This is a genomic window from Planomicrobium sp. YIM 101495, from assembly GCF_009707665.1.
In the GTDB taxonomy this organism is placed as follows: domain Bacteria; phylum Bacillota; class Bacilli; order Bacillales_A; family Planococcaceae; genus Planococcus.
This window is the reverse complement of sequence record NZ_WLZW01000004.1, coordinates 172,227-197,279: the sequence shown is the minus strand read 5'-3', so window position 1 is coordinate 197,279 and position 25,053 is coordinate 172,227. Positions and strand designations below refer to the sequence as shown.

Sequence of the window (25,053 nt, the reverse complement as noted above, 5' to 3'; positions counted from 1 at the left end):
CAATATGCCTATGTATATTGCCAATAAGCAATTACACAGGAGGGGTTCATAATGAAACGATGCAAAGTATGCAGAAAGAAACCAAGGCTTGAGCGGCGGGTGGACAGTGATGGCAATCTGTTTTGTTCAGATGGTTGCTTTGAGGTATTTGAAGGCGGACCGGACGATTTCGATCATCCGTATATTGATGATTATGAGTCGATTCGCAGGTCGTATATCGATTGGGAGATGAGTTATGAGGAGGATCTGCATAAGAGTGTGTATTTCCTTTACCCGAAGAAAGCGGATTTGATTGAGTGGATTGATGAGATGCTCGAGCCGTATTGGGGTTGTTACGGGCTGGAAGGACATGATGGTGTCTTCTCTGCTGAGATCTATCGGTATATGCAGGAGCTGCTGAAGATTCAGGAAGTGATTCGGGACTGGGAGCCGGATGAGCGGAAGTATAAGAAGTGGCTGAAAGGGATCAGGACTGCTAAGTCAGAGCAAACCAATTGATGGACTGCCCTCTTTAAACAGCAAAGAACCGGCCGGGGAATGTTAAATCCTCCGGCCGGTTCTTTGCTTATTTATTCTTCTTCCACCACAAACCTCAGCAAATCCCCAAAAATAATCTTATCCGACAACTTTAATTCCTTGCGCACGGTTTCGAGGTCCGGCCCGCAGGCTTCTTCGTCGATGACCGCTCCGGTTTCCTTGCTGTAGCAGATGTTGTCTTTGTAGACGTGGTCGTCGGAGATAAAGCTGCCGTCCCGGAAGATGACAGGATGGGCGCTGTCGCGCGTGAACAGGTTGTAGCCGAACGCGTAGCGGTTTTCGGCGTTGATGCCCATGAGGTGGAGCAGGGTCGGCCGGATGTCGATGGCGCCGCCCGGGGTGGAGATGGTTTCGCCCGTCTGTCCCGGGATGTGGATGATCAGCGGGATCTGCTGGTGCTTCATGCCGCTTTCGACGGTGGCTTCTGTGCCGAGCAGTTCGTTGAGGCCGTCTTCGTATTTTTCCGAGATGCCGTAATGGTCGCCGGCGAGGACGAAGATGGTGTCTTCGTACATGCCTTCCTCTTTCAGCGTCGCGAAGAAGGTTTCGAGCGATTCGTCCAAGTAGCGGACGGTGGTGATGTAGCGGTTGACGACGTCTTCTTCCGTATCGGCCGGGTCGATGAAGAGGTCGTCCTCTTCGAGCAGGAACGGGAAATGGTTCGTGAGTGTCAGGAATTTCGCGTAATACGGTTCCGGCAAGTTCTGCATGAACGTGGCGGACTGCTTGAAGAACGGAATATCTTTCAGCCCGTAATTGACCGAATTGGCTTCGGTGACGGTGTAATCGTCCTTCGAGAAGAAGCGGTCGTAGCCGAGGGACTCGTACATGACGTCGCGGTTCCAGAACGTGTCGACGTTGCCGTGGAACGTCGCGGCGTAGTAATCCCCTTCTTCCTGCAGGATGTGAGGCAGGCTGTGGAACGTGTTGTCCGGACGTCTCACAAAGACCGATCCGCTCGCGAGCGGGTAAAGACTCGTGTCGACCATGAATTCGGCGTCGGACGTCTTCCCTTGCGCGGTCTGGTCATACACCTGGTTGAAGTAGAAGCTTTCCTTGATGAGTTCGTTCAGGAACGGCGTCACTTCCTCCCCGTTCACTTGCTGGTTGATGACGAAGTCCTGCATGGACTCCAGGGAAATGAAGACGATGTTCTTGCCTTCCGCGATCCCGAAGAGCTCCGTGCGTCCGGGGTCTTCCTGCTGCAGGTATTCGATGGACGCGTGCGCTTTCGTCTCCGTCATCGTCAGCCGCTGCAGGGGTGCCGCGAGTCCGAGCACAATGTCGTACACGTGGTAATTGAGCGGTCCGAGCGATTTGACGACCTGCTCCCGGTCGTAGGAGTCGGAGAACAGGTGGACGGATTTGACGAGTCCAAGGCTGACGGTGAGCACGATGAGCGCTACGCCGAATGCGACGTACTTTCTCTTGATCCCTTTCGGCACCGTAAGCCCGTCCTTCGTTCGGAGGAGAAGCCAGGCAATGAGGGGCAGGTCGAGAAACAGGAACACGTCCCAAGGACTCATCAATTCGACGGTGCTTGCGCCAAGGCCGCCGACATTGGCGAACTGGAACAGGATCGGCGCACTGACGAAATCGTTGTAGAAACGGTAATACAGCAGGTCCCCGTAAAGGATGCCCGTGCCCAGCACCATGAATCCGAACAGCACGAAGCGGTTCACCTTTTCGCCGAAATAAAAGCTGAACCCCATGACCAGCAGGAGCGATCCGATCGAACCTGTAAGGATTAATACCACATCAAAAAACGACTGGACCGGCAGCTTAAATCCGACGAAGCAGATGATCACCGTCTTCAGACAAAGGATGCCCGTGACGAGCAGCGTCAATCGGATACCGGCCGGGTTTTTGGACCCGGTGTCAGTGAGCTCCATCTGAAACCAGCTCCCTGCGTAAAACTTTCTGGAGAACTCCAAGCGCCCTTTCGAAATCTGCCAGCGTAATCGCTCCCATCAGCGCAAACTGGATCCAGTTCCGCTCCAGCAAGTAATCACTTTCGTAGCTGACGATGATGCCCCGCTCCCGAAGCCGGTCGCCGGTGTCTTTCGAGGAGACGCCTTCTTCGAGCGGAATCGTCAAGATGCCAGGTGAATAGTCGGCATCGCCGAGCACCGGGATGCCGGCGTCCTGGAGAATGTTTCGTGCAGCATTTCCGAGCGCTGCCTTCCGTTCCACGTCCACATGTTTCAACGCTTCGCTAAAGGCGGCGACGAGATTGGACGAATGCGTGTACGGAATACTGCCCGATACCGCGTACTGTCCCAGGTCCAAGTAGCGCGGGATGGACGGGTCGGGTGTAATGGGTTCCCGGTGGAAGACGACGGCGAGTCCGGGAAATGATGCGAGCGCTTTGCCGCTGACAGTGCTCGCGAGATGGACGCCTTCCAAGTCGACAGGGACGATGCCGACGGAACTGCAAGCATCGATGCAGAGCGACATGCTATACGTTTTCGCTAGTCGCTTGAGTCCTTCCAGATCGTAAAGGAAGCCGGTGGACGTCTCGCAGTGGACGGTCCAGAGCCAAGCGGTGTCTTCCGTGATGAACGCTTCGATTTCTTGTAGCGACAGCTTTTCATGCCACGACTTTTCGAGCGTGTCAAACTGGAGACCGAGTCTCGCGGCGTGATCGATGAGCCGGTGGCCGAATTCGCCGTTTGCGAGGATCAGCCCTTTTCCACGGATGCGCTTGATTTGCGCAGCGACGAGGTCGTTCGCGAGCGTGCCTGTGCCGACTGCGATCTGGGCGTGCTCTGCATTGACGAGCCTGCACAGCTCCCTCCGGACGTCCTGCATCTTCCGGATGAAGTGCGGCGCGCGGTGGGATACGGCTGGTTTGCTGAATGCGCGTTCGATTTCCTTATGGATCGGCACCGGACCGGGCAGGAAGTTCAGCGGATCCGGGCGTTTCCTGCCTTGCATCAGTTTCGAGAATGCCAGAGATGTCGTTTCGAACCGCTCTTTTGTCAAGTACATCGGTTGGAACATGGCGCCTTCTGTGCCGACCATCTCCGCGAACGGCTGGAACCCGATGCGCGTGTACAGTCGGAGCTGGCGATCGGTGCCGGAGATGAGCGCGACGTCGAAGCCGCATTCGAGGCAGTAGTCTACAAGCAACTTCGCCAGCTGGTAGAATACTAGCGTTTTCCGGTACTCTTTTTTCACCGAAAGCAGCCGGACTTCGCAAGGTTTCGCGCCTTCCGGCAAATGCCGGTCAAGGTCTTCCAGTTTGTGGTCGAGCGAGAACGGGCGATTGTTGCGCACGGCGATCATCCCGACGACCTCTTCCCCGTCTTTCGCGATGAGGTAGATGTTTTCTTTGTCGAATTTGTCGACGAGCCGCCGCTCCCGGTTCCGCTGATGCTGCGGGATTTCTTCGACGAACGTTTCGTAGTTCAACCGGTGGATTCCTTCCATCTCATCCGGTTCGGATGCTAGTTTGTAAGTGAGCGTGCGCGCTTTCATTTCGAGTCCCCCTTGAGTCGAAGCTATGTACTATACGATAACGAATCGCAGCGTGAAAAGTTTCGAAATTGTGAATTCCGTCGGCTTCCGCTGTGGTTTTTTGACATTCAATAGTAATTACTTGTGATTCTGTGCTATAGTCAATCTTGGAAAATTATTCTACTATTTTAACATTCACCAGGAGGAACGTTCAAATGATTGTGTTATTTGTCTTGTTATTTCTTGCCGCTTTCGTAGCCCTCGCAGCAAGTGTCGTGATGGTGCTTGTCCGTCTGTTTTTCAAGAAAGGCTTGAGCGTGAAGCAGGCCGGGATCGCAACCGGTGCTTCGTTTGTATTGCTGATGGGATCCGTGATCGGCATGGTCTCGACATCCGATGAAGTCGAGTCGGCGAGTGCTGTTGAAAGTGAACAGGTGGAAGCCGAGGAAGAACAGCGTTTAGCGGAAGAAGAAGCTGAGAAACAGGCCGCGGTAGAGAAGGAAGAAGCGCGCCTTGCGGCTGAACAGGAAGCTGAAGAAAAAGCGGTAGCTGCGAAATTGGCGAAAGAGAAAGAAGCGGCTGAACAGGAGCGCATCGCGAATGAGAAGGCTGCGGAAGAAGCGCAGGCTGAAGAGTTTGACGGACATCAATTGATCCAGGTGGACGGCGGTGACTTGTCCGGCCACCGCGAAGCGAATGTGGTCGTGGATATCGGCTTCGGCGACCGTGAGTACTGGGCGTTCACGAATGAACACGGCCAGCTCGTACGTGTCGTTGCGGCCAAGATTGCGTTACAGGACGATGCGAACGAGCCTGTTCTGTCGACCGGCCGCTACTATTCCGATGAAGCGAAAGTGCCAGGCGTCGAAAGCGACATTCTGGACGAAGGACACGTGATTGCGGATTCACTCGGCGGCGTATCGAATGCTTATAACATCACGCCGCAGGAAAGCACGCTCAACCGCCACGGCGACCAGGCGTATATGGAAAAGGTAATCCGCGATGCGGGCGGCGCGACGGATTTCGAAGCGATCATCACGTACGCGAATACGAACACTCAGATTCCGTCCAGCTACCAATACACGTATACCGTGAAGGGGAATAAAGTGGTCGACAAATTCAACAACGCCAACCCGGATGATATCAACGCATCCCTCGGGTTGACGAAGAGTGAGCCTGCGGAAGCGGCACCGGCACCAGCCGCGAGTTCAAACGGCTCGAGCACAGGTGGCGACGTTTCCGCTGTGGATACGAATGGCAACGGCAAAGTGACGATCAAAGAAGCGAAAGATGCAGGCTTCAGCATGCCGATCTATTCCGACCACTGGCTGTACCCGTACATGGACGACCGTGACGGGGATGGGATGGTTGGGGAATAAGGTTTTTCTTCAAACTAGAAGAAAGTGAACAGGAGTACTGCCGAAAGTCGCGCTTGTGACTTTCGGCAGTACTCCTTTTTTTCTGTTTGTTGCAGTATGCCCTATCTTTGTTGCAGAATCGCCAACACCCACCCGAAAACGCAAAAATAGCCGGCGGAAAGGGACCTCCCCTTTTCCGCCGGCTGTTTCATTTCCTTTATTTCGAAGCACCTGCTACGACCTTTTCCACAGTGCGATTCAAATAATCCGTCACCGCTCCTTGCGAAGAACACGACACGTTGTGCGCGTACTTGCCGAGCACGCCTTTACGCGTCAGCGGCGGCGCAGTCCAGTGCTTGCGGCGTTCCGTGAGTTCCGCTTCGGATACATCGACCGAAATCTCCTGCAGGTCTGAGTCGATTGTGACCACGTCGCCTTCTTTCAGCAACGCAATCGGGCCGCCGACTTGCGCTTCCGGTGCGATGTGGCCGACGACAAGGCCGTGTGTCCCGCCGGAGAAACGTCCGTCTGTCAGCAACGCAACGGACTCTCCCATGCCTTTGCCGACGAGAATGGCCGAGACAGATAGCATTTCCGGCATGCCCGGACCGCCTTTTGGTCCGACATAGCGGATGACGAGAACGTCGCCTTCGTTGATTTCGTTCGCCATGACAGCAGCTGTCGCTTCTTTTTCGGTATCGAAGACGCGTGCCGGTCCTGTGTGGCGGCTGACTTTGACGCCGGATACTTTCGCGACGGCGCCTTTCGGTGACAAGTTGCCGCGCAGGACGACGAGCGGGCCGTCTTTCCGTTTCGGATTGTCGAACGGCATGATGACGTCCTGGCCGTCAACGAGCGACGGTGCGTCCGCCAAGTTCTCGGCGACCGTTTTGCCTGTGACAGTCATGCAGTCGCCGTGCAAGTAGCCGCCTTCCAGCAGCATCTTCATGACTGCCTGGACACCCCCTACACGGTGCAGGTCCTGCATAACGTATTTGCCGCTCGGCTTCAGGTCCGCAAGATGCGGCACGGTTTTCTGCAAGCGGTCGAAGTCGTCGATCGTCAAGTCCACTTCCGCCGCATGTGAGATCGCAAGCAAGTGCAGGATGGCGTTCGTCGAGCCCCCGAGTGCCATGACGACGGTGATGGCGTTCTCGAACGCCTCTTTCGTCATGATGTCTTTCGGGTAGATTCCCTTGTCGAGCAGGTTGTAGACCGCTTCTCCCGCCGCTTCACAGTCTGCGAGCTTGCCGCCGGACTCCGCCGGGTTGGATGAGGAACCAGGCAGGCTGATGCCCATCGCTTCTGCAGCGGAGGCCATCGTGTTGGCCGTGTACATGCCGCCGCATGAACCCGCGCCCGGACAAGCTGCACATTCGACTTTGCGGAGCGCTTCATCGTCGATCGTGCCGTTATTGTGCTGGCCGACGCCTTCGAACACTGAGACGATGTCAATGTCCTGACCGTTGTTGCGTCCCGGTGCGATCGTGCCGCCGTAGACAAATACTGCTGGCACTTCCGCGTTCGCGATGGCGATCAGACAGCCGGGAATGTTCTTGTCACAGCCGCCGATTGCGACGAGGCCGTCCAAGCTTTCCGCTCCGACCACCGTCTCGATCGAATCGGCGATGACGTCACGGCTCGGGAGTGAGAACTTCATCCCTTCCGTTCCCATCGAGATGCCGTCGGATACGGTGATCGTATTGAAGATGAACGGAACAGCTCCCGCTTGTCTGGCACCTTTTTTGGCTCTGACGGCGAGGTCGTGGATATGTATGTTACACGGCGTTACTTCGCTCCATGTCGAAGCGATGCCGACCATCGGCTTCTTGAAGTCCTCGTCTGTCACTCCCACTGCCCGGAGCATGGCCCGGTTTGGCGCTTTCATCGCCCCTTCACTGAACACTTTACTGCGGATCCGCAAATCTTTTTCTGTCATTCCTCTCATCCTTTCACAAAAGTATTCCTTCCATTATAGAACTATTTTCGTTCAATTCAATCTATTCTTTTAATTTCTTTTAAATTATTTTGAAAAAACAGCGGTTCCGACAAAAAGCAATTATATGTAAGGGCTTTCATATATTTCGCGTATATTGCAATAACGTTTTTCTCCTGACAATAAGAAAGGGCCTGCATCCGTTTCACCGGATCAGGCCCTTCCATCCAAATTAGTGTTTCACTGAATCAACGAGTTTTTTCGCGTCGACCATCGACATGCCGTATTCTTCCCGCAAGAATTTGACCGCTTTGATCGGTCCGACCGTCTGCAGCTTCTCCGCCGCCTGCGCTTCGAGTTCTTTCGCGTCTATCTGTGGCAACCGTTTCGCCAGCTGTCCTTTCAAGAACTTGATTTGCTGCGATTGTGCGTAAGCAATCAACAGAAGGCTCGCAATCGCAAGGCCTAAGGCGATACTGAGTAAATCCATCATCATCCCTCCTCGCTGATTTCCTCTACTGTAACAAAGGGGTTCTGTTCACGTCCACAGGCGGGACGGACCTTTTCCTTCTATAGATGCATGCCTTTTAATCCAGTTCTACAGTCGCCGACACTTCTACACCGTTCAGCGATTGTGTAGCGAGCCGGTCCGCTTCCATGTTTTCCTTCCGCGGAACGAGGTGGTATTCCGGATGGAGGCCGAGCGACTCCATTCTTGCGTCGATGCGGTCGGCCCATTTGGCGAGATCGGGTTCCATGACCGGCCATTCGCCGCTCATCTGCTGGATGACGACGCGCGAGTCGCCGAAAATGGTGAGCGGAATATCATGGACGCCGAGTTCCTGCGCCTGTTCCAGTGCGAAGTGAAGAGCCGCATATTCCGCTTCGTTGTTCGAGCTGAGCTGTGTCAGTGCGCGATTCGCACGGAACCGGTAAAACTTGCCGTTCTGTTCATATTGAATCACGCAGCCGAGTCCCGCCTTCCCCGTGCCGCGGTCGAATCCCCCGTCGAATGACAGCATGATGTTATGCGGATCCGTCTCGATGCCTTTGACATAGCCGCGCAGTTCCTTCAACGTCCACGTGCTGTCGAACTGGTCGGTCAAGACGAGTTTTTTGGCCCGTCCGGTGTGGGTCAAGTCTTCCGCGAGAACGACCGCTTCGCCCGCCGTCATCTCATCCGACTGGAACACGGTGTTCAGCCCTTTCGGTGTATGGTAATGCCATTCGATTCGAATTTTCATATCGCTTCCTCCCTAGTCCTATATTACCCGCAAGCAGCAAAACGAATCTAGCGACCGAGCGTCCGGTCGATGCGCCGGATGATTTCCTGGAGCTGCCGGATCATCCCGACCGGGTCGTAGTTCTCGAACCAATCCGCGAGCGACTGGGCATGCGCCAGATCATCGCGCAGGCGGCGGATGCGGCTGAACAGTTCGTCGGCCTTCGTCTTGCTCAGTCCGGTATGTTGCTCGAGCAATACCGCATCACTAAGCAGGATTTCCGTTTTGTCCGCGAACTGCGTGCAAGCGATCAAGTTCGTTTCCTGGTTGCGCGCCCGGAGCTTCTCATACAAGTCCCGTGCCTTCACGACCCGGTGCTCTTTCAACGCGTCTGTCCAGAAGTCGTCCGGATACGTGTGGTGGATCAGTTCGGCGAGCCGGTTCTCGAACATCGTGACGACACCGAAGAACAGCATCCGCACAGCGGGCTTCTGGACGTCCGCCAGCGTGATGATGCAGTCGACTTCCGACTTGTTGATGATGAACAGGTGCGGCTGTTTTCCGAGATGCTCCAATGTATCCAGCAGTTCGGTGTTGCGTGTCAGGAGATCCGATACGCGGAACGGCACTGCCGACGCCTTCAAGTCGGCCATATCGGCGACGTTCCCTTTCTCGAGGTAGCCTGTCACTTCCCCGTTCTCCCTGAAGCCGATGACGTCGTAGTTCTCTTCTTCGAAATACGACGCTGCCTGCTCTCCTTCTTCCGCCGATACGGACTTGAGCTGCTCGGCGATATCTTCTGCCTCGAAAAATTGCTTGAACAATCAGATCGCCTCCTTCTTACTTAGAGGAATTCCATAAAAGTGATCGCTTTTCCTGCTTGGATGTTGTACCAGTTCATTGCTTACTATGTTTACGCATTTCAACATTCTGTTGATTTTGATGATTTAAACTATTTTAGTATATTAAAATAGTTAATCCCTTTAATCCTTCCATCCATAAACCTTTATGAAATAAGGACTATTTAGTTATTAAAAATCTTTTGCTTTTCTCAGAAGAAAAAAGTATTATAGTAAAATACACTAATTAGGAGGTCGTAAGATGTCTGACAAGTTTACTCGTGAAGAGGTTGTCAAAAGTGTTCCCCAAAAAGGTTTCTTTGGTCACCCTAAAGGACTATTCACTTTGTTCTTCACAGAATTCTGGGAGCGTTTCTCTTATTACGGTATGAGAGCCATCCTTGTTTACTATATGTACTATGAAGTGTCCCAAGGCGGACTCGGGCTCGACCAGAACCTGGCTTTAGCCATCATGTCCATCTACGGATCTCTCGTCTATATGTCCGGAATCATCGGCGGCTGGTTAGCTGACCGGATCTTCGGAACTTCAAGGGCCGTCTTCTACGGCGGTATTTTCATCATGCTTGGTCATATCGTCCTTGCCATCCCTGGCAACCTCGCGATGTTCTTCGTCTCGATGGTGCTGATTGTTCTTGGTACAGGTTTACTTAAACCGAACGTTTCAAGTGTCGTCGGTGAAATTTATGCAGAGGAAGACAACCGCCGAGACGCAGGTTTCTCGATTTTCTACATGGGAATCAATATGGGGGCATTCCTTTCCCCGATTCTTGTCGGTGAAATCGGCATGAAACTCAATTTCCACCTTGGCTTTTCGATCGCGGCGATCGGGATGTTCATCGGACTCGTCTTGTTCCTTGTGACGAAAAAGAAAAACCTTGGCCTCGCCGGAACCATCGTGCCGAACCCTCTTTCCAAAGAAGAGAAATCGCGTACGGTCAAAACTTTCACAGTCGCCGCGCTGCTGATCGGCGCCGTCGTTTACCTCGGCCTGGATCGCGGCTTCCTGACATTCGACAGCTTCATCAATACGGTCGGTGTGCTCGGAATCCTGATCCCGACTGCGTATTTCATCGTCATGTACCGCAGCAAGAAGACGACAGAAACGGAACGTTCACGCCTGCTCGCCTACATACCGCTTTTCATTGCTGCCGTCATGTTCTGGGTCATCCAGGAACAGGGCGCCACGATCCTTGCGCTTTACGCCGATACACGCACGAACCTGAACTTCCTGGGCTACGAAATTTCCCCGGCGCTGTTCCAGTCGCTGAACCCGCTGTTCATCATCGTGCTGGCGCCGGTGTTCGCCTGGTTCTGGGTACGGCTCGGTGACCGCCAGCCGTCGATTCCGCAGAAGTTCTCACTCGGCCTGCTGTTTGCGGGGCTTTCGTTCCTCATCATCCTGCTGCCGGTATACTTCGGCGGAGCAGATGCACTCGTCAGCCCGCTCTGGCTCGTGCTGAGCTATTTCATCGTCGTACTCGGCGAGCTCTGCCTGTCGCCGGTCGGCCTGTCCGCCACGACAAAACTTGCGCCGGTTGCGTTCTCTGCACAGACGATGAGCCTCTGGTTCCTGTCGAACGCAGCCGCGCAGGCGATCAACGCACAACTCGTGCAGTTCTACTCCGAAGACACCGAATTATTGTATTTCGGCATCATCGGCGGAGCAGCGATTGCGCTCGCGCTCCTGCTGTTCCTCGTGTCACCGTTCATCCAGCGGTTCATGAAGGGTGTGCGCTGATAAAATTTGAAAGCCTCCGAAAGCTTGATCGCTTCCGGAGGCTTTTTTGTGGTTTTTGGGGGAAGTTGCAACTAAAACTCAATATGTCGCAACCAAATCCGATATGTCGCAACGATCCGGCGATATGTCGCAACCAAAATGAAAATGACGCAACCAACCGCCCGAATGTCGCAAATAAACAACAAAAAAGCCGGCGCAAGCGCCGACTCCAAACACCCCTTACTGCACAATCCGGTAATACACACGCGAGGTGATGCGGTAAATCAGGTAGTACAGCAGCGCAAAGGCCACGATGACGCCCGCAAGCGACCAAAGCCACAGTGCCTCGTTCGTAATTCCGAACATCAGCAGCAATTGCCGCACGATCGGATACGCGAACAGTACGTGCACACTCGCCGTCACGAGCGGCAGGAAGAACATCCAGACGAGCTGGTGGCGCGTCGAATCCTTGATCATGTCTTTGTCGAGTCCGACTTTCTGCATGATCTGGAATTTCCGCCGGTCGTCGAATCCTTCCGACACCTGCTTGAAGTACGTGATCAGCATCGCACCGATCGTGAACAAGAGGCCGAGGAACACACCGAGGAACAGGAAGCCGCCGTTCGTGCTGTACCATTCCGCCCGGTACCGCTCACGCCCTTCGTAATTCGAGATGTTCTCGTAATTATAGCGGGCGACCTGCTCCATCCGCTGCACATATGCGGTCTCCTGCGCTTCTTCGCCTTCGGTGTCCCACATCAGCATGAAGGACAGCGTATCCGTGATGGCGCCCGGTGAATTTTCGCGGTAATGCGACATGATTGCGTCAATCTCCGCAAGATCCGCAACGACCAGCGTCATCGTTTCCGTGATCCCCTGGTCAACTTCCCCTTCCAGTGAATCGGCCGGCTGCGTGCTGTAAACTTTTCCGCCGACTTCCAGCTCGCCTTTTTCATACGGGCCGGCCGAATGATTCACGAGCATTTCGCCTTCCGCAAGGGTATGGGACGTACCGTTCATGCGGTTATAATCTTCCAGCGGCATGATCTGGGTGAACAGCGGCAGGCTGCCGGTAAAACCGGAATCCATGATTTCGAAGGCCGTGCCGTTGAGCGAGCCGAACAGCATCTGGTAGCGGAGCGATTGCAGGTTCACCACTTCGAGATCCAGCGCGGCCGCTTCCGTTTCGAGCTCCGTCAGCGCCTGTTCGTACAGCGCCTGTACTTCTTCCAGACTCATTTCTTCCCCGTAGACCGTCCAATTGTTTTCCGCCGGGAAGCGGTTGTTCAGCGTCTCTTCGGCACCCGCGTAAAGCGCGACGGTCGTCGCGACGGCGATGATGACCATGCAGGCAAGAACCGTGATATTCGCTAGCCCCGCTGCGTTCTGCTTCATCCGATAGATCATGCCCGAGATAGAAATGAACGCACCCGGCCGGTAATAGATCCGGTCGTTGTTCTTCAACGCCTTCAGCACGAAAATCGAGCCCGACATGAACAGCAGATACGTGCCGGCGATCACGAGCAGCACCGCACCGAAAAACCAGACGAGCGCGTCAAGCGCATTGTCGATCGTCAGTGAAATCCAGTAGCCGCCGCCGACCAATCCGAGGCCGAGCAGGAACAAAAGCAGCGAGCCTTTCGGTTCCTTTTCCCCTTCGTTGCCGCCTTTCAGCAGACGCACCGGCTTGGCGATCGTGAAACGAAGCAGGTTGTAGAGGAATGCCGCCGCAAAGATGATCGTGAACAATGCGAGCACAGCCGCCGCTGCGGACAGCGAACTCGTGTAAGTGATTTCGCCGGGCAGCCGCATCAGGTAATTCAGCAGCATGAACACGAGACGGCCGAAGATCTGGCCGGCTAAAAGGCCGAGCACGATACTGGCGGCGCCTGTGAACAAAGTTTCGAAAAACAGGATTTTGATGATGTGCTTTCTCTCAAGCCCCAGCACACCGTACAGGCCGAATTCCTTCAGGCGGCGCTTGATCAGAAAACTGTTCGTGTACAGGATGAAAATCGCAGAGAACACCCCGATGACCAAAGCTCCGAAAGCGAACAGGCTCGGGAGCGTACTGGAGCGTCCCTGTACGAAGTCGTTGCCGATGAGTGACATCATCATATAGAACATCGCGATGACCGCGACGGCCGAGATGCCGTACGGGATGTACAATTGGCTGTTCGAGCGGATATTGCGGATCGCGAGCGAAGAGAAGAACCGGTTAGTCACGTCCCTCACCCCGTCCGGCAAGCACGGTGAACGACTGGCTGATGCGCTCCATGAATTCCTCCGAGCTTTGATTGCCCCGGTAAATCTCATGGAAAACCGCTCCGTCACGGATGAACAGTACACGGTTCGAATAGCTCGCGGCACGCGTGCTGTGCGTCACCATGAGCACCGTCTGGCCCGCTTCGTTGATGTCTTTCAAAATCCCGAGCAGGTTCTGCGAAGCTTTCGAATCGAGCGCACCCGTCGGCTCATCGGCAAGGATCAGTTTCGGGTCGGTAATGAGCGCCCGCGCCACGGCGACGCGCTGCTTCTGCCCGCCCGAGATCTCGTACGGGAATTTGTCCAGCAGCCCGTCGATGCCGAGGCGTTCCGCGATCGGCTGGATGCGCTCCCGCATTTCCCGCACGGGCGTCTTGGACAGCACGAGCGGCAGCAGGATATTGTCCCTGTTCGAGAAATTATCGAGCAGGTTGAAGTCCTGGAACACGAAGCCGAGCGTCTTGCGGCGGAATGCCGACACTTCCTTGTCGCGGATCTTCGACAGCGGTTCGCCGCCGAGGTACACTTCCCCGCCCGTCGGATCGTCCAGTGTCGAAATAATATTGAGCAGCGTTGTCTTCCCGGATCCCGACTCGCCCATGATCGACACGAACTCCCCTGCCTCCACCGAAAAATTCACGTCGTTCAATGCGGCTGTCTTCTGGTTCGAAAAACGGGCCGTATATACTTTTTCAAGATGTTTGATTTCAAGTAAAGCCATCACGATTCCTCCTTCTTGTTAATTCCATTTTACGGCCCGTTGTGTTCCGCTGCCTGTACGTGTCCTTACAAACGGAAAAGGAATCTTACGAAATCGTAAGACTCCCTAGTCGAATGAACCAATGTCCTCGCGCTGGAGGCTGATCGTGACCGCCGTTCCTTTGCCGTGCTTCGACGCGATCCGGATCCTGTGGCCGAGACGGCGGCTGATGTTCTGGACGAGGAACAGCCCGAGCCCCGTCGACTTTTCATGGAGCCGCCCGTTCAGGCCGGAATAGCCTTTATTGAAAATGCGCGGCAGGTCCTCTTCCCGGATCCCGATGCCCGTGTCTTCGATGCAGAGGCTCTGTTCGTGCTCCGGGTCCCGCCGAAACGTGATCGTGCCGGACGGCGTGTACTTCAGGCTGTTGGACAGGATCTGCTCGATCATGATCCGCAGCCAATTGGAGTCCGTCACGGCGCGCAGTCCCGTCGGCTCGTAATCGAGCGAAATGCCTTTATGGATGAAAAGGATGGCGTATTTCTTCAGCGCCGCTTTGATGACAGCGTCGACGTCCGTGTCGGACAATTCCAGGTCTGCGCCCGCCTCTTCCAGCTTCACATAATTGAGCGCCATATGCGTGTAATCTTCGAGCCGGAGCAGCTCCTGTTCCGCCTGCTTCGCGGCACTGTCCGCGACCGCTCCGCGTTTCACCAGCAGATTCAATGCTGCAAGCGGCGTCTTGATCTGGTGGAGCCAGAGCGTAAAATAATCGAGCTGGTCGCTCCGGCGCTCCGCTTCCTCCGCCTTGTGCAGCCGGCGTTCTTCCGCGAGCGCCAGGATTTTCCGCTGGTACAGTTCATCCGCCGGGTCGCTGCCTTCCGGAAAGCCGTCCAGCCGCTGCGGCGTCTCCTCCTGCATCCGTTGCAGCGCGGACATGCGGCGCCGGTAACGCGGCCATTGCACCAATAAGTACAGCAGAAACAGCACCGACGAGAGCTCCAGTGCATACCATAAATAAGGGAGCGGCAGCCTCGCCAGCAGGTGGATCGCGCTGAAGACGGTGAGCATCATGAAAAACACGATCACTTGCGGGACGGCCGACCGGAGAAAGCTTTTCCCATGCGTCTCATTCATCTGCGCCACCGTGATGCAGCGCATAGCCGACCCCTTTTTTCGTGACGATGAAGGAAGGCAAGCCGATGCCCGCCAGTTTTTTGCGGAGCCGTGCGATGTTGACCGCAAGCGTATTGTCATCGACGAACGACTCGTCTTCCCAGAGCTGCACCATCAGGTTTTCGCGCGTCACGTACTTGCCGCCCTGCTGGAACAGCATCTCGAGGATCCGCAGTTCCGTCCGGGTCAGGTCGATCGTTTCCCCGTTCGCATGAAGCCGGCTCTCCCCCGATTTCAACACCGCTCCGTGGAAATTCAGGAACGAATCCGTTCCCTGGAAATCATACGTGCGCCGCAGCAGCGCCTGTGTTTTCGCGACCGCCACCGTCAGGTCGAACGGCTTCGCGATGAAATCGTCCGCCCCCATCTGGATGGCCATGACGATATCCATATTGTCGCTGCGCGAAGAAATGAAAATGATCGGCACCTGCGAAATTTTGCGGATCTCCTGGCACCAATAATAGCCGTTGAACACCGGCAGGCCGATGTCGAGCAGCACAAGCTGGGGCGCGGTTTCCTTGAAGACGTCCAGCACCCGGCTGAAATCGTCCGGCCGCACCGTACCGTAATTCCATTTCTCCAATTCCTCCTGCAAAATGCCCGCGATGGTCGGATCGTCTTCCACTATCATGATTTTGAACATCGGATCCCTTCCTTCGTAAGTTGTTAATTTGGATGAAACTTATGTATAGCTTAAGCGTAAATAAATGAACAGACTTTTAGAAAAGAGGTGTATTGCATGACTTATCAATTGAAACAGAGATTATGGAATGGGACAAAAGCGATCGAAATCACGGACGACGAAGGAACGACCGTCGCGACCGTCCAGCGTGTCGACGTGCCGGGCAACGAAAAACGGCATTCCTTTCGTTTCGACATGAACGGCGAACATGCGACGCTTGGCATCAAGCGCGGCCGCTTGCTTTTTGCCACTTACCGCCTTCTTTGGGGTGGCGATGAATTCATCCTGAAAGATCACCCTGCAAACAGCATACTGTATTTTTGTGTGACGGGCAAAATGCACGAGCATCCGGTCGAACTCCTCGAAACATGGACAAAAGGCATCGAGGTGAAATTTGCCGGCCGGAAGGTTGCTACGGTCGAAACAGGTGGCGCCGTACTGCGCGCTTCCATCCAGATCGAAGGAAAAAGTGATGACTCTTTCTTGCCACTCGCTCTCGCCGTACTCGGGTACTTCATGTACAAAATCTACAGCGATGAGTCGGAGCTTCTTGAGGAGATTCTTGGGGAGATTTTGTGAGGAAGATTTTTTGGGTATACTGCAACGAAGCGGCTGGATTCTGCAACCAAATCGATTATTCTGCAACCATTATGCTGGATACTGCAACGAAGCGCTCCTGCGTCACATTACGGCTTCGTCGCAGAAGGTTGGCTTGATCTATGAGACGCTCATTTTCGGAAAAACGCAACTAAATGTGGCATCTGCGCAACCAAATCGAAAATCTGCACAATTAAAAACACCACCGGCAAAAAACCGCTCCACACAAAAAGCCGGCGCGAAAATTCGCGCCGACTCATTTGTCATACCAAGACCGCTGATTTCCCCAATTCCTTGCCGAGGAACTTCGCCAGTTCGAGCATGCCGTATTTGCCGGCAGCCGCTTCTGCGTCGGAGTTATAGTTCGTGTTCGTATTGACGTCATACGTGAAGATTTCGCCGTCCGCATTGCGGATGAATTCGATGCCGGCAACAGCGATTTCGTTACGGCGCAGGAATTCTTCGTATTTCGCGATGATCGGGTCGTCGAAGCCTTCGACGATCTGGAACTTCGGATTCTCTTCCACCCCTTCGCCGGCCGGGCAGAACAAGTCGTCGATTGCGCATGCATCCGCCGGGCACAATTCGAAGCCTTCCGACGTATCGACCTGCACGGCGTAGACGAATTTGCCACCGACGAATTCACAGCGAGTGATGAACGGTTCCGGCGCCTGGACATATTCCTGGATCAGCGTGATGCCGTCGACGGACGGGTCGAATTCATCGCCGTCCACGCATTGGCACAGACCTTCCTGTGAATGGAACAGGCGGACACCGAGTCCTTTGCCGGCACGGTTATGCTTCGTTATGAACGAGGAGACGCCCAATTTTTCGGCTGCTGCCAAAATTTCGTCACGGCCGTTCGCCGCGATCGTTTTCGGTGTACGGATCTCTGCAGCATTCAGCGCCATGTACTGGTTGACTTTGCTGACTTCGAGACGCAATGCGCGCGTGCCGTTGAACACTGTTCGGCCGTGATGCTCCAGCCAAGCGAGCACCGCATCTGCCATTTCCGGTGCGAAGCGGTGTCCGCGCGTGTGTGATGATGCGCTCATGCGGCTGTAGAATACACCTTCCGGCGGCGTGCTGCCTAAATCGACAAGTCCGTTATCGATGAACCAGTCCTCATAAGGCAGCCCCAGTTCATCAAGACGTTTGAACAGGTGAGTCGTCCATTCTTCATTTTCATGGATTACGTATATTTTTTCGGTCATTGGATTTCCACTCCTTCACGTGCTTTCCGTTTTTCTTCCACGAGCGGCATCACTTTTTCCGCGAACCGCTCCATCTCTTCCAGCTGCGGCGAGAATTGCAGCAGCAACAAGTCCACTCCCGCATCTTCATAGGCGAGGATCCGGTCGGCGATCACTTCTGGCGTGCCAATCAGATTCGGACGCAATCCGCGGTTGGACACCGAATAATCTTCCAGCTTCACTTGCTGCTCGAGCTGGGATTTCGAGACGAAATCATCGTAACCCGCGTAGCCCGCTGATTCCTTCATGCTGACGATGCGGTCGTACTCCGCTTTCACTTCTTCTTCCGTGTCACGGCAGACGACGAACGCCGCCATGCCGAACGACGCCAGCGGCTCTTTCCCTGCTTCAGCGCGCAACTCTTTCATGCCTTGCACTTTTTCGGCGATTTCTTCCACTGTCCCGCCGTGCATGACGTATGCATCGCAGCCTTCGACAATCGAACGTTTGCCGCGCGGGCTTTCCCCTCCTGCATATAGCAGCGGGTTCGGGCGCTGGACCGGCTTCGGTGCAAGGCGCGCGTTCTGGATGTCGTAGTATTTCCCTTTGAATGAGAATTCCTCTTCCGTCCACATGCCTTTCATCACTTGCAGAAATTCATCCGTCCGGTCGTAGCGCTCATCGTGCTCCGTGAATTCCCCGCCGTATTGCTTCGCTTCCTCCGCCCACCAGGCAGAGACGACGTTCAGCGTGAAGCGGCCATTCGAAATCTGGTCGATGTTCGCCGCCATTTTTGCTGTCACAGCCGGGTTGTGGAACGCCGGGCGGATCGCCGTCATGATTTCGAGCTTGTCGGTGACTGCCGCAATTGCTGCAGCTGTCGACCAGGCTTCCAGCGAATCTGCTTCTGTCCCTTTTATATCGTTCAGGTTCAGCTCAGCGATCAACGTCGTGTCGTAGCCCCACTTCTCCGCTGACTGAGAAACCTCTTTTGCGTAATCAAATGTAGCCGGCATGTTCTCGTCTTCCACATTGCGCAGCCAGCCGCCGAAAATCGGCATCCAAAATCCATATTTCATCTATCATCGATTCCTTTCTTCACTGAGGCGTTCTTCATTCGAGTAATCGTATTATATATTAAACCTATAATACCTACCAGTAAACTAGGTTTTTTCAGAAGTTTTTTCGAATGCCGAAATACCTGCTAAAAATTGCTGCAGCGCCCATAACCGGCTGCTGCAGCATGTTGTTCGTTCTTATTTTCCGAAAATCTCTTCAGAAATTTCGATGATGTAGCGCAGCTTTTCCCACTGCGCCTCTTCCGTCAACACATTGCCGTGGTGCGTCGAGGCGAAGCCACATTGCGGTGAGATGCACAGCTGCTCGAGCGGCACGAATTTCGCGGCTTCCGCAACGCGCGCTTTGATTGTTTCCTTGTCTTCGAGCTCTCCGTTTTTCGAAGTGAAGACGCCGAGCACGACACGCGGACCGCCTGCGGGAATGTGTGAGAGCGGCTGGAAACTGCCCGAACGGTCATCGTCATACTCCAGGAAGAAGCCGTCCACATTCTCTTTCGCGAACAACGTCGGCGCGATGAGTGCGTAACTGCCTTCGAATGCCCAGTCCGAGCGGTAGTTGCCGCGGCACAAGTGCGTCGTCACAGTAAGGTCTTCCGGCTTTCCTTCGAGCACGCTGTTTGCCACGCGCAGCGCCAGGTCGATCAGGAAGTCGCGGTCGAACTCGCCTTCGTTGAACGGGATGTCCGGCGACGACAGCCCGGCGATATAGACGTCGTCGAATTGGATGTAGCGCGCGCCCGCTTCGTAGAAAGCCTTCAGTGCATCGCGGTAAGCCTTGATGATGTCTTTCGCGTAATCTTCGACATCCGGGTAAATGGAGGCGTCGCGGATGCCTTCATTGAAAAACTGGTTCGGGCTCGGGATCGTCAGCTTCGGCACGGCGCGGCCGCCGACGATTTCCTTGAATTCGACAAAGTCACGGACGAACGGATGTGCCGGATCGAACGAGATCTTTCCGATGTTGCGGACGTCATATGCTTCCGTTTCGCCTTTGTTGAACTGGTAGCCGTGCTCCGGCGTGTATCCTTCAAAGCCGCCGATATGGCTCATGAAGTCAGTATGCCAGAACGTGCGGCGGAATTCCCCGTCCGTCACCGCTTTCAAACCGATCTCGAGTTGCTTATCGACGATGCGCTTGATTTCTTCCGTTTCGATTTCACGCAATTGCTCTGCCGTGATCACTCCTTCCTTAAACTCTTTTCTTGCCTGGTGGATGCTTTCAGGCCGCAGGAGGCTCCCTACGTGGTCCGCTTTGAAAGGTGTTCCGATTGCTGTTGTCGTCGTCATTTTGAATTCCTTCTTTCTCATTTTTTTCGAACAGTCGTTTCAATCTTTCTTATCAAGCACCTTTTTTCCAAGCAAAAAAAGGGGCTTTCTTCATGCGTAAGAAGAAAGCCCCTTTGCGGGAATGGTTTCTTCTCATCTTCCAGACGGATCACTCCGTCTGCTGGAATTAGCACCATTGCCTTCGTCAGGCCGGTTGCTGAGACATCACAGGGCCAAGTCCCTCCGTCTCTCTTGATAAGAATTACATATGAAATTATGAGCCGTTCAATGGATTTAACAATAAACGAATATCAAAAGTTTTGCAAGAGAAATAATGAAAATTGTTCGAACAATCTTCAAATTCATTTTTGAGGTGGCGGATAGCCGAACAGCTCCCCGAGACGTTTGAGCGCGGCAAGGAACATCCCTTGCTTCTCGTACTCCGCCCATGCCCCTTCCGAAAAACGTTCGGCGCGCATCATGTGCGTGAACGCTGCACGCAAGAGGAGCGGATCCGCTTGTGGAATCGCCCGCTTCAATGCGTCATGATCCGGGATGTCGTATTTGTCGAGTGTTTCATTATAGTGCACATCAACGAAATCGACGTCTTCGATGCTCGCGATAAAGGCATTCATTTCATCACTGCAGCTCCCGTGATTCACGTAGCTCTCAGCTGCCCGTTTTTCGAAATAAGGCAAATACGCATACAAGTCCTCATATGTTTCCATCCTGCTCCCCCTTTCGTCAAAACGGGCAGATCGTCTTAGCGTTTATTTCCTGGTGTCTGTTTGCGGACAACATCGAAGACGCCTGCGCCAATCACTTCAAGAGCAGACTGCATGCGCTCTTCGGAAATGTTGTCTTCAATCGTATCCTGTGGTGTGTGGTACACTTTCTCGATATGGTACACGAGTGGATCCCAGCTATCGATGCCCATCCAGATGAAGAGTGCAGCAGGAATGCCGGCATTATGGAATGGGACGTGGTCACTCGAGCCGAAACGGCCGGCTTGGATGTCCGAGTTGCCGAGGCGTGCGCCAGCAGCCAGTGATGCATCAGTCACCAAGTTTTCAGAGCCATCGACTGTCATCGCATAAAGGTGCGTTGCTTTGTCATAGCTCGTTGCGACCATGTCTGCGTTAAAGACGCCGTCAATGCGGTCGCGCTCAGGCTGTGACAGCTGATCTACGTAGTGACGTGCACCTAGTAGCCCACGTTCTTCAGAGCCGAATGCAACGAATTTCAAATCTTTGTCCGTGTTGTAGCTCTTCACGACACGCGCGACTTCCAGCATCAAGCCGACACCGGAAGCGTTATCGTTTGCACCAGGTGCTCCGAGTACGCTGTCCATGTGTGCAGTCAACAACACCTCTGAGTCGCCAGCTTTCTTGTTTTTCGCTTTTTTCGTTGCGATGACGTTCAGTGATTCGAGGTCCGTGTGGTGAACCGCTGTCAAATCAAGGTTAACCGCACCTTCAGCAAGCTGGTCTTTCAGCCACTCGCCTTGGATGAATGCCGCGCCGAATACCGGAACATCTGCCGCCGTCGTCAAGTTCGGGTTGAACGTTGAACCGTAGTTTCCACGGCTTCCATTGACACTTTGCAAGATGACGCCAGCCGCTCCTGCATCGATTGCGTTCGCAACTTGTGAGCGATAGGCAGATGTCGACGCTTCACGTGTCAACAACACGATTTTCCCTTGCGTATCAGCAGGAAAATCTGCGGCATCAAGTCCACCTTCAACGTAAATTACTTCGCCTGAAACACTTTCATTACTAATTTTGCCGTTCGGTGCAGCACCCATATCCCAAACTGTGCCATCACTGAATGCAGCAGCTCCGACATATTGATCCGCAACCGGGAATGGCTGGTACTCGACTTCGAAGCCGAGCTTGCTAAATTCCGCAGCGATGTAATCCGCGGCGATTTTCTCACCTTCCAATCCACCAACACGCGGACCGATTTCTTCAGAAAGGTAACGGACATGCTCAATGGCGCGTGCCGCTTCTACACGTTTGATAATTTTCTGGTCCTGTCCCGAAACTGCCGCTGCCGCAGCTGTCGTAACAAGCGGGCTTCCCGCTTCAGCAGTCGGCATCGCTGCAGGTAATGCTCCGAATGCTAGCGCCCCTACCAATGCATAGCTTAGTACCAATTTCTTTAACGTCGGACCATGTGTTTTCACGTTTTTCGTCAATCCATTTCGCCCCTTTGAAATTTTTTCAGCTCATAAAGCCGTTAAACATCTTTCGCTTCACGAAACACAGAGTCCTTTAAATATTCTGAAAACAGTCAGAAGGATCGAGACGGGGATTCCAAAAAGACCAATTCCGAAATGAGCAGTAAGGGGTTTTTCGCCTAGGAGCTGGGATGCCCAAAGAACTACTCCATTAAAAAAGCCAGCACAGAGGGTTCCCCCATGCCGGCTCCATAAATTATAGATTCAAATCGTACTGCTTGATGATGCTCTCGAGCTTGAGCGCTTTCGTCATATCGCCGTTGACTTTTAACTTCCCCGTCATGAAAGCGACTGTGCCGTTCAGCTTACATGCCAGGAACTTGTGGAAGTTGTCATTCGACAGGATCAGCGTACATTCCGACACCACTCACAACGAATATGATGAACATCGATGAATTCGGGATGAGCGACGCAACACGCGGCGTCAACATGATGCCGAAAGCAGGCACGACGCAAGAAATCGCGAACATCGCATTGTTCCTCGCTTCTGATGATTCCACATACCTCAGCGGTGTCACGCTGGCAGCTGACTTCGGCTGGAGCGCATACTAATAAGCAAAAAGGAAGGAAATCAGTTGCTGATTTCCTCCCTTTTCCTATTTCAACTTAAGCACGCAGCCATTTCAAAATCTCGCCTGGCGTCGCATTTTTTCCGTAAAGCAGGATGCCGGTCTTGAAAATCTTACCAGCGAGCTTCATGCAGATCCAGCCGCTGACGATGAGGATGGCTGTCGCAATGATGATTTCCACCCACGGCCACTCCTCCAGCAGCGACAGGCGCAGAATCAGAACGCCCGGCGAAGTGAACGGAATGTAGCTTCCGATCTGTGCCCAAATGCCACTCGGATCGGCGAATACCGGTCCGACGAAGATGAACGGACTGAACGGCAGCATCATGACGAAGCCTTGGAAGTTGCCGGCAGTCGACATATCCGCCATCGTGGCGCCGATGCCGACGAAGATCGATGCATACAGCCAGTAGCCGAGAACCGCGATCAACAGCAGCAACATTAATTCCGGTACGAGCAGATATTCGAGGATCGGCACATCCGTCCGCCAGACGAGCACTGGCAGCACCAGCACAACGAAGACGATCAGCTGGATGATCCCAAGTACGAAGTAGCCGAGGATTTTCCCTTGCATCAATTCACCCGGCGTCAGTGACGACAGTATAATCTCTGCGATTTTGTCTTTCTTTTCTTGGGAGGCGCTCGTGAAGATCGCCATGCCCGTAAAGACGATGGACAACAAGACGACAGCCGCAAAAGCCCCCGGAACGATGCGTTCTAAGAATGCTGCGTCTTCCCCGCTTGCCATGTCGTCCACGCCTGCCGCTTCTTCCGTTACTTCCTCAAAGACAATGCCTTGTGCCAGCGCAACCGCCTGTTCGGAAGTCAGTCCCATCGCTTCGATTTGCCGCTCCTGTAGTGGAACGCCCAGAAGCTGGACTTCACTTGCTAACGATGTGTTCGTGTCGTCATTCGTGTGGACTGTTACGGTTCCGCTTTGAAGCGCCTCTTCCGTAATCAACACATAAGCGGCATCATCATTTTCAGCAAGCAGCTCCTGTGCCTCGCTTTCCGGCCGGTCGGTTTGGACAACTTTCCAGTCGACACCAGCGCGCGCGACGAGTGCTTCCATTTCCGCAAAGACACCGAGTTCGTCGTTGACGTAAACTGTCGACGAAGCCCCTTCATCATCCGAACCCGCGAACAATTGCGGAACTAGAAGAAATGCGAGGAAAATGATCGGTGTCAAGAACATCCCGATCAGGAACGATTTGCTCTTCATATTCCGCATGATTTCCCATTTGGCAACTTTCATCGTGTTACGCATGTTCTTCACGCCCCTCTTTCAAAAGATTTCGGTCAGTGGCGATATCGATGAAGATTTCGTGCAAGGATATCCGGTCGATCGAAAATTCCTGGATGTCGAGTTCCGGCGGCATATTGCGCATCCACAAGGCCGGCTGCACATCCTTCGATAAATATAAGACATCTTTGTCGCCTTGTCGTATCACGCGCTCGACGTCCGGCAAGCTTGCCAGTTGCTCGTGGCTATTTGCACCCAATATCGTACATTTGAAATTGGCATATTGCTTTTTCACATCCGCAAGCGGTCCGTAGATGACTTGCTGGCCGCGGTGGATCAGGAACAGCCGGTCCGCCATCTCCTCCACCAAGTTCATCTGGTGGGACGACAACAAGATTGCCGTGCCGTTGTCCGCCAAACTGCGGATCTCATCTTTAAATAATTCCTGACTGACCGGATCGAGTCCGGAAAAAGGTTCGTCCAGGATGAGCAGTTCGGGTTCATGGAGAATCGATGCGATGAACTGCACTTTTTGGCCCATCCCTTTGGACAGCTCCTCGACGTTCACTTTGTCTTTCCCTTCGAGGCCGAACTTCTCCAAGTATGCCAGTGCCCGCTGCTTCGCCTTGTCTTTCGGATAATTTTTCAGATCCGCAAGGTACAGGAGAATGTCCATCACTTTGACGTTTTTGTAAAGTCCCCGCTCTTCCGGCAAATAACCGATCCGGTCACGCGGAATCTCTTTTTCCTGACGTCCTTCAAATGCGATCGACCCCGCGTCCGGATACATGATTCCCATGATGTTCCGGATCGTCGTCGATTTCCCCGCTCCGTTCGGTCCGAGAAGCGCCATGATCTCGCCTTTTTTCACTTCGAACGAAATGCCCGACAGGATCGTTTTATCCTTGAATGCTTTTTTCAAGCCTTCCACTTTCAGCATCGTTTCCATTTTTC

23 protein-coding genes and 1 riboswitch are annotated in these 25,053 nt (G+C 53.9%); of the genes, 5 read left to right on the top strand and 18 right to left on the bottom strand.

Annotated elements, in window-relative coordinates; all coding sequences use genetic code 11:
- Positions 1-51 precede the first annotated feature (51 nt).
- Positions 52-498, top strand: a complete 447-nt coding sequence (locus GIW82_RS13345; RefSeq protein WP_154750437.1) for a hypothetical protein — start codon at positions 52-54, stop codon at positions 496-498.
- Positions 499-569: 71 nt separating this feature from the next.
- On the opposite strand, the gene GIW82_RS13340 is transcribed toward GIW82_RS13345, so the two are convergent.
- Positions 570-2,429 carry an LTA synthase family protein gene (locus GIW82_RS13340; protein WP_154750436.1) on the bottom strand — a complete coding sequence of 620 codons (1,860 nt, stop codon included), beginning with the start codon at positions 2,427-2,429 and terminating at the stop codon, positions 570-572.
- Complete coding sequence (locus tag GIW82_RS13335) at positions 2,416-4,017, bottom strand: aminotransferase class V-fold PLP-dependent enzyme (protein ID WP_154750435.1); 1,602 nt, start codon at positions 4,015-4,017, stop codon at positions 2,416-2,418. Before GIW82_RS13335 ends, GIW82_RS13340 begins: the two co-directional genes overlap by 14 nt.
- Positions 4,018-4,211: 194 nt before the next feature.
- Here GIW82_RS13335 and GIW82_RS13330 point away from each other — a divergent pair, with 194 nt between their 5' ends.
- Positions 4,212-5,375: a DNA/RNA non-specific endonuclease gene (locus GIW82_RS13330; protein ID WP_154750434.1), complete on the top strand. Its 1,164-nt coding sequence runs from the start codon at positions 4,212-4,214 to the stop codon at positions 5,373-5,375.
- A 196-nt stretch (positions 5,376-5,571) separates the two neighbouring features.
- Here the strand turns inward: GIW82_RS13330 and ilvD are convergent, their stop codons facing one another.
- The 4 genes from ilvD to GIW82_RS13310 form a co-directional block, all read right to left on the bottom strand.
- A complete protein-coding gene (gene ilvD / locus GIW82_RS13325; RefSeq protein WP_154750433.1) occupies positions 5,572-7,293 on the bottom strand; it encodes a dihydroxy-acid dehydratase in 1,722 nt (573 codons plus the stop codon).
- A gap of 229 nt (positions 7,294-7,522) precedes the next feature.
- Positions 7,523-7,780, bottom strand: a complete 258-nt coding sequence (locus tag GIW82_RS13320; RefSeq protein WP_154750432.1) for a hypothetical protein — start codon at positions 7,778-7,780, stop codon at positions 7,523-7,525.
- Positions 7,781-7,877: 97 nt separating this feature from the next.
- The gene (locus GIW82_RS13315; RefSeq protein ID WP_154750431.1) at positions 7,878-8,534 is read right to left on the bottom strand and encodes a reverse transcriptase-like protein; all 657 of its coding nucleotides are present in this window, start codon (positions 8,532-8,534) and stop codon (positions 7,878-7,880) included.
- Positions 8,535-8,581: 47 nt separating this feature from the next.
- Complete coding sequence (locus GIW82_RS13310) at positions 8,582-9,337, bottom strand: hypothetical protein (RefSeq protein ID WP_154750430.1); 756 nt, start codon at positions 9,335-9,337, stop codon at positions 8,582-8,584.
- 277 nt (positions 9,338-9,614) lie between these two features.
- Between GIW82_RS13310 and GIW82_RS13305 the strand changes: the two genes are divergently transcribed.
- The gene (locus GIW82_RS13305) at positions 9,615-11,111 is read left to right on the top strand and encodes a peptide MFS transporter (RefSeq protein ID WP_154750429.1); all 1,497 of its coding nucleotides are present in this window, start codon (positions 9,615-9,617) and stop codon (positions 11,109-11,111) included.
- A 219-nt stretch (positions 11,112-11,330) separates the two neighbouring features.
- Here the strand turns inward: GIW82_RS13305 and GIW82_RS13300 are convergent, their stop codons facing one another.
- The 4 genes from GIW82_RS13300 to GIW82_RS13285 all read right to left on the bottom strand — a co-directional run bounded on the left by GIW82_RS13300 (position 11,331) and on the right by GIW82_RS13285 (position 15,874).
- Positions 11,331-13,316, bottom strand: coding sequence for an FtsX-like permease family protein (locus GIW82_RS13300; protein WP_195914059.1), 1,986 nt, complete (start codon positions 13,314-13,316; stop codon positions 11,331-11,333).
- Positions 13,309-14,076 carry an ABC transporter ATP-binding protein gene (locus tag GIW82_RS13295; protein WP_154750427.1) on the bottom strand — a complete coding sequence of 256 codons (768 nt, stop codon included), beginning with the start codon at positions 14,074-14,076 and terminating at the stop codon, positions 13,309-13,311. Before GIW82_RS13295 ends, GIW82_RS13300 begins: the two co-directional genes overlap by 8 nt.
- A gap of 105 nt (positions 14,077-14,181) precedes the next feature.
- Positions 14,182-15,192: a sensor histidine kinase gene (locus tag GIW82_RS13290; protein WP_195914058.1), complete on the bottom strand. Its 1,011-nt coding sequence runs from the start codon at positions 15,190-15,192 to the stop codon at positions 14,182-14,184.
- Positions 15,185-15,874: a response regulator transcription factor gene (locus tag GIW82_RS13285; RefSeq protein WP_154750426.1), complete on the bottom strand. Its 690-nt coding sequence runs from the start codon at positions 15,872-15,874 to the stop codon at positions 15,185-15,187. The genes GIW82_RS13290 and GIW82_RS13285 overlap by 8 nt, the downstream gene beginning before the upstream one ends.
- Positions 15,875-15,970: 96 nt before the next feature.
- Here GIW82_RS13285 and GIW82_RS13280 point away from each other — a divergent pair, with 96 nt between their 5' ends.
- Positions 15,971-16,492, top strand: coding sequence for a hypothetical protein (locus GIW82_RS13280; protein ID WP_154750425.1), 522 nt, complete (start codon positions 15,971-15,973; stop codon positions 16,490-16,492).
- 281 nt (positions 16,493-16,773) lie between these two features.
- On the opposite strand, the gene GIW82_RS13275 is transcribed toward GIW82_RS13280, so the two are convergent.
- From GIW82_RS13275 to GIW82_RS13250, 6 genes are all read right to left on the bottom strand, one after another.
- Positions 16,774-17,724, bottom strand: coding sequence for an ATP-grasp domain-containing protein (locus GIW82_RS13275; RefSeq protein WP_154750424.1), 951 nt, complete (start codon positions 17,722-17,724; stop codon positions 16,774-16,776).
- Entirely contained in the window at positions 17,721-18,782 is a 1,062-nt protein-coding gene (locus GIW82_RS13270; protein WP_154750423.1) for an LLM class flavin-dependent oxidoreductase, read from the bottom strand. Before GIW82_RS13270 ends, GIW82_RS13275 begins: the two co-directional genes overlap by 4 nt.
- 177 nt (positions 18,783-18,959) lie before the next feature.
- A complete protein-coding gene (locus tag GIW82_RS13265) occupies positions 18,960-20,069 on the bottom strand; it encodes a 5-methyltetrahydropteroyltriglutamate--homocysteine S-methyltransferase (RefSeq protein ID WP_154750422.1) in 1,110 nt (369 codons plus the stop codon).
- A 129-nt stretch (positions 20,070-20,198) separates the two neighbouring features.
- Positions 20,199-20,310: riboswitch (SAM riboswitch) on the bottom strand.
- A 100-nt stretch (positions 20,311-20,410) separates the two neighbouring features.
- A complete protein-coding gene (locus GIW82_RS13260; protein WP_154750421.1) occupies positions 20,411-20,776 on the bottom strand; it encodes a DUF6508 domain-containing protein in 366 nt (121 codons plus the stop codon).
- A 35-nt stretch (positions 20,777-20,811) separates the two neighbouring features.
- Positions 20,812-22,245, bottom strand: coding sequence for a M20/M25/M40 family metallo-hydrolase (locus tag GIW82_RS13255; protein ID WP_230309396.1), 1,434 nt, complete (start codon positions 22,243-22,245; stop codon positions 20,812-20,814).
- Positions 22,246-22,483: 238 nt separating this feature from the next.
- Positions 22,484-22,651, bottom strand: a complete 168-nt coding sequence (locus GIW82_RS13250; RefSeq protein WP_370456239.1) for an SCP2 sterol-binding domain-containing protein — start codon at positions 22,649-22,651, stop codon at positions 22,484-22,486.
- 14 nt (positions 22,652-22,665) lie between these two features.
- Between GIW82_RS13250 and GIW82_RS13245 the strand changes: the two genes are divergently transcribed.
- Entirely contained in the window at positions 22,666-22,839 is a 174-nt protein-coding gene (locus GIW82_RS13245) for an SDR family oxidoreductase (RefSeq protein ID WP_230309395.1), read from the top strand.
- A 54-nt stretch (positions 22,840-22,893) separates the two neighbouring features.
- Here the strand turns inward: GIW82_RS13245 and GIW82_RS13240 are convergent, their stop codons facing one another.
- Together GIW82_RS13240 and GIW82_RS13235 are read right to left on the bottom strand one after the other, a co-directional pair.
- Entirely contained in the window at positions 22,894-24,123 is a 1,230-nt protein-coding gene (locus GIW82_RS13240) for an ABC transporter permease (RefSeq protein WP_154750419.1), read from the bottom strand.
- Entirely contained in the window at positions 24,116-25,048 is a 933-nt protein-coding gene (locus GIW82_RS13235) for an ABC transporter ATP-binding protein (protein ID WP_154750418.1), read from the bottom strand. Before GIW82_RS13235 ends, GIW82_RS13240 begins: the two co-directional genes overlap by 8 nt.
- Positions 25,049-25,053: the final 5 nt, after the last annotated feature.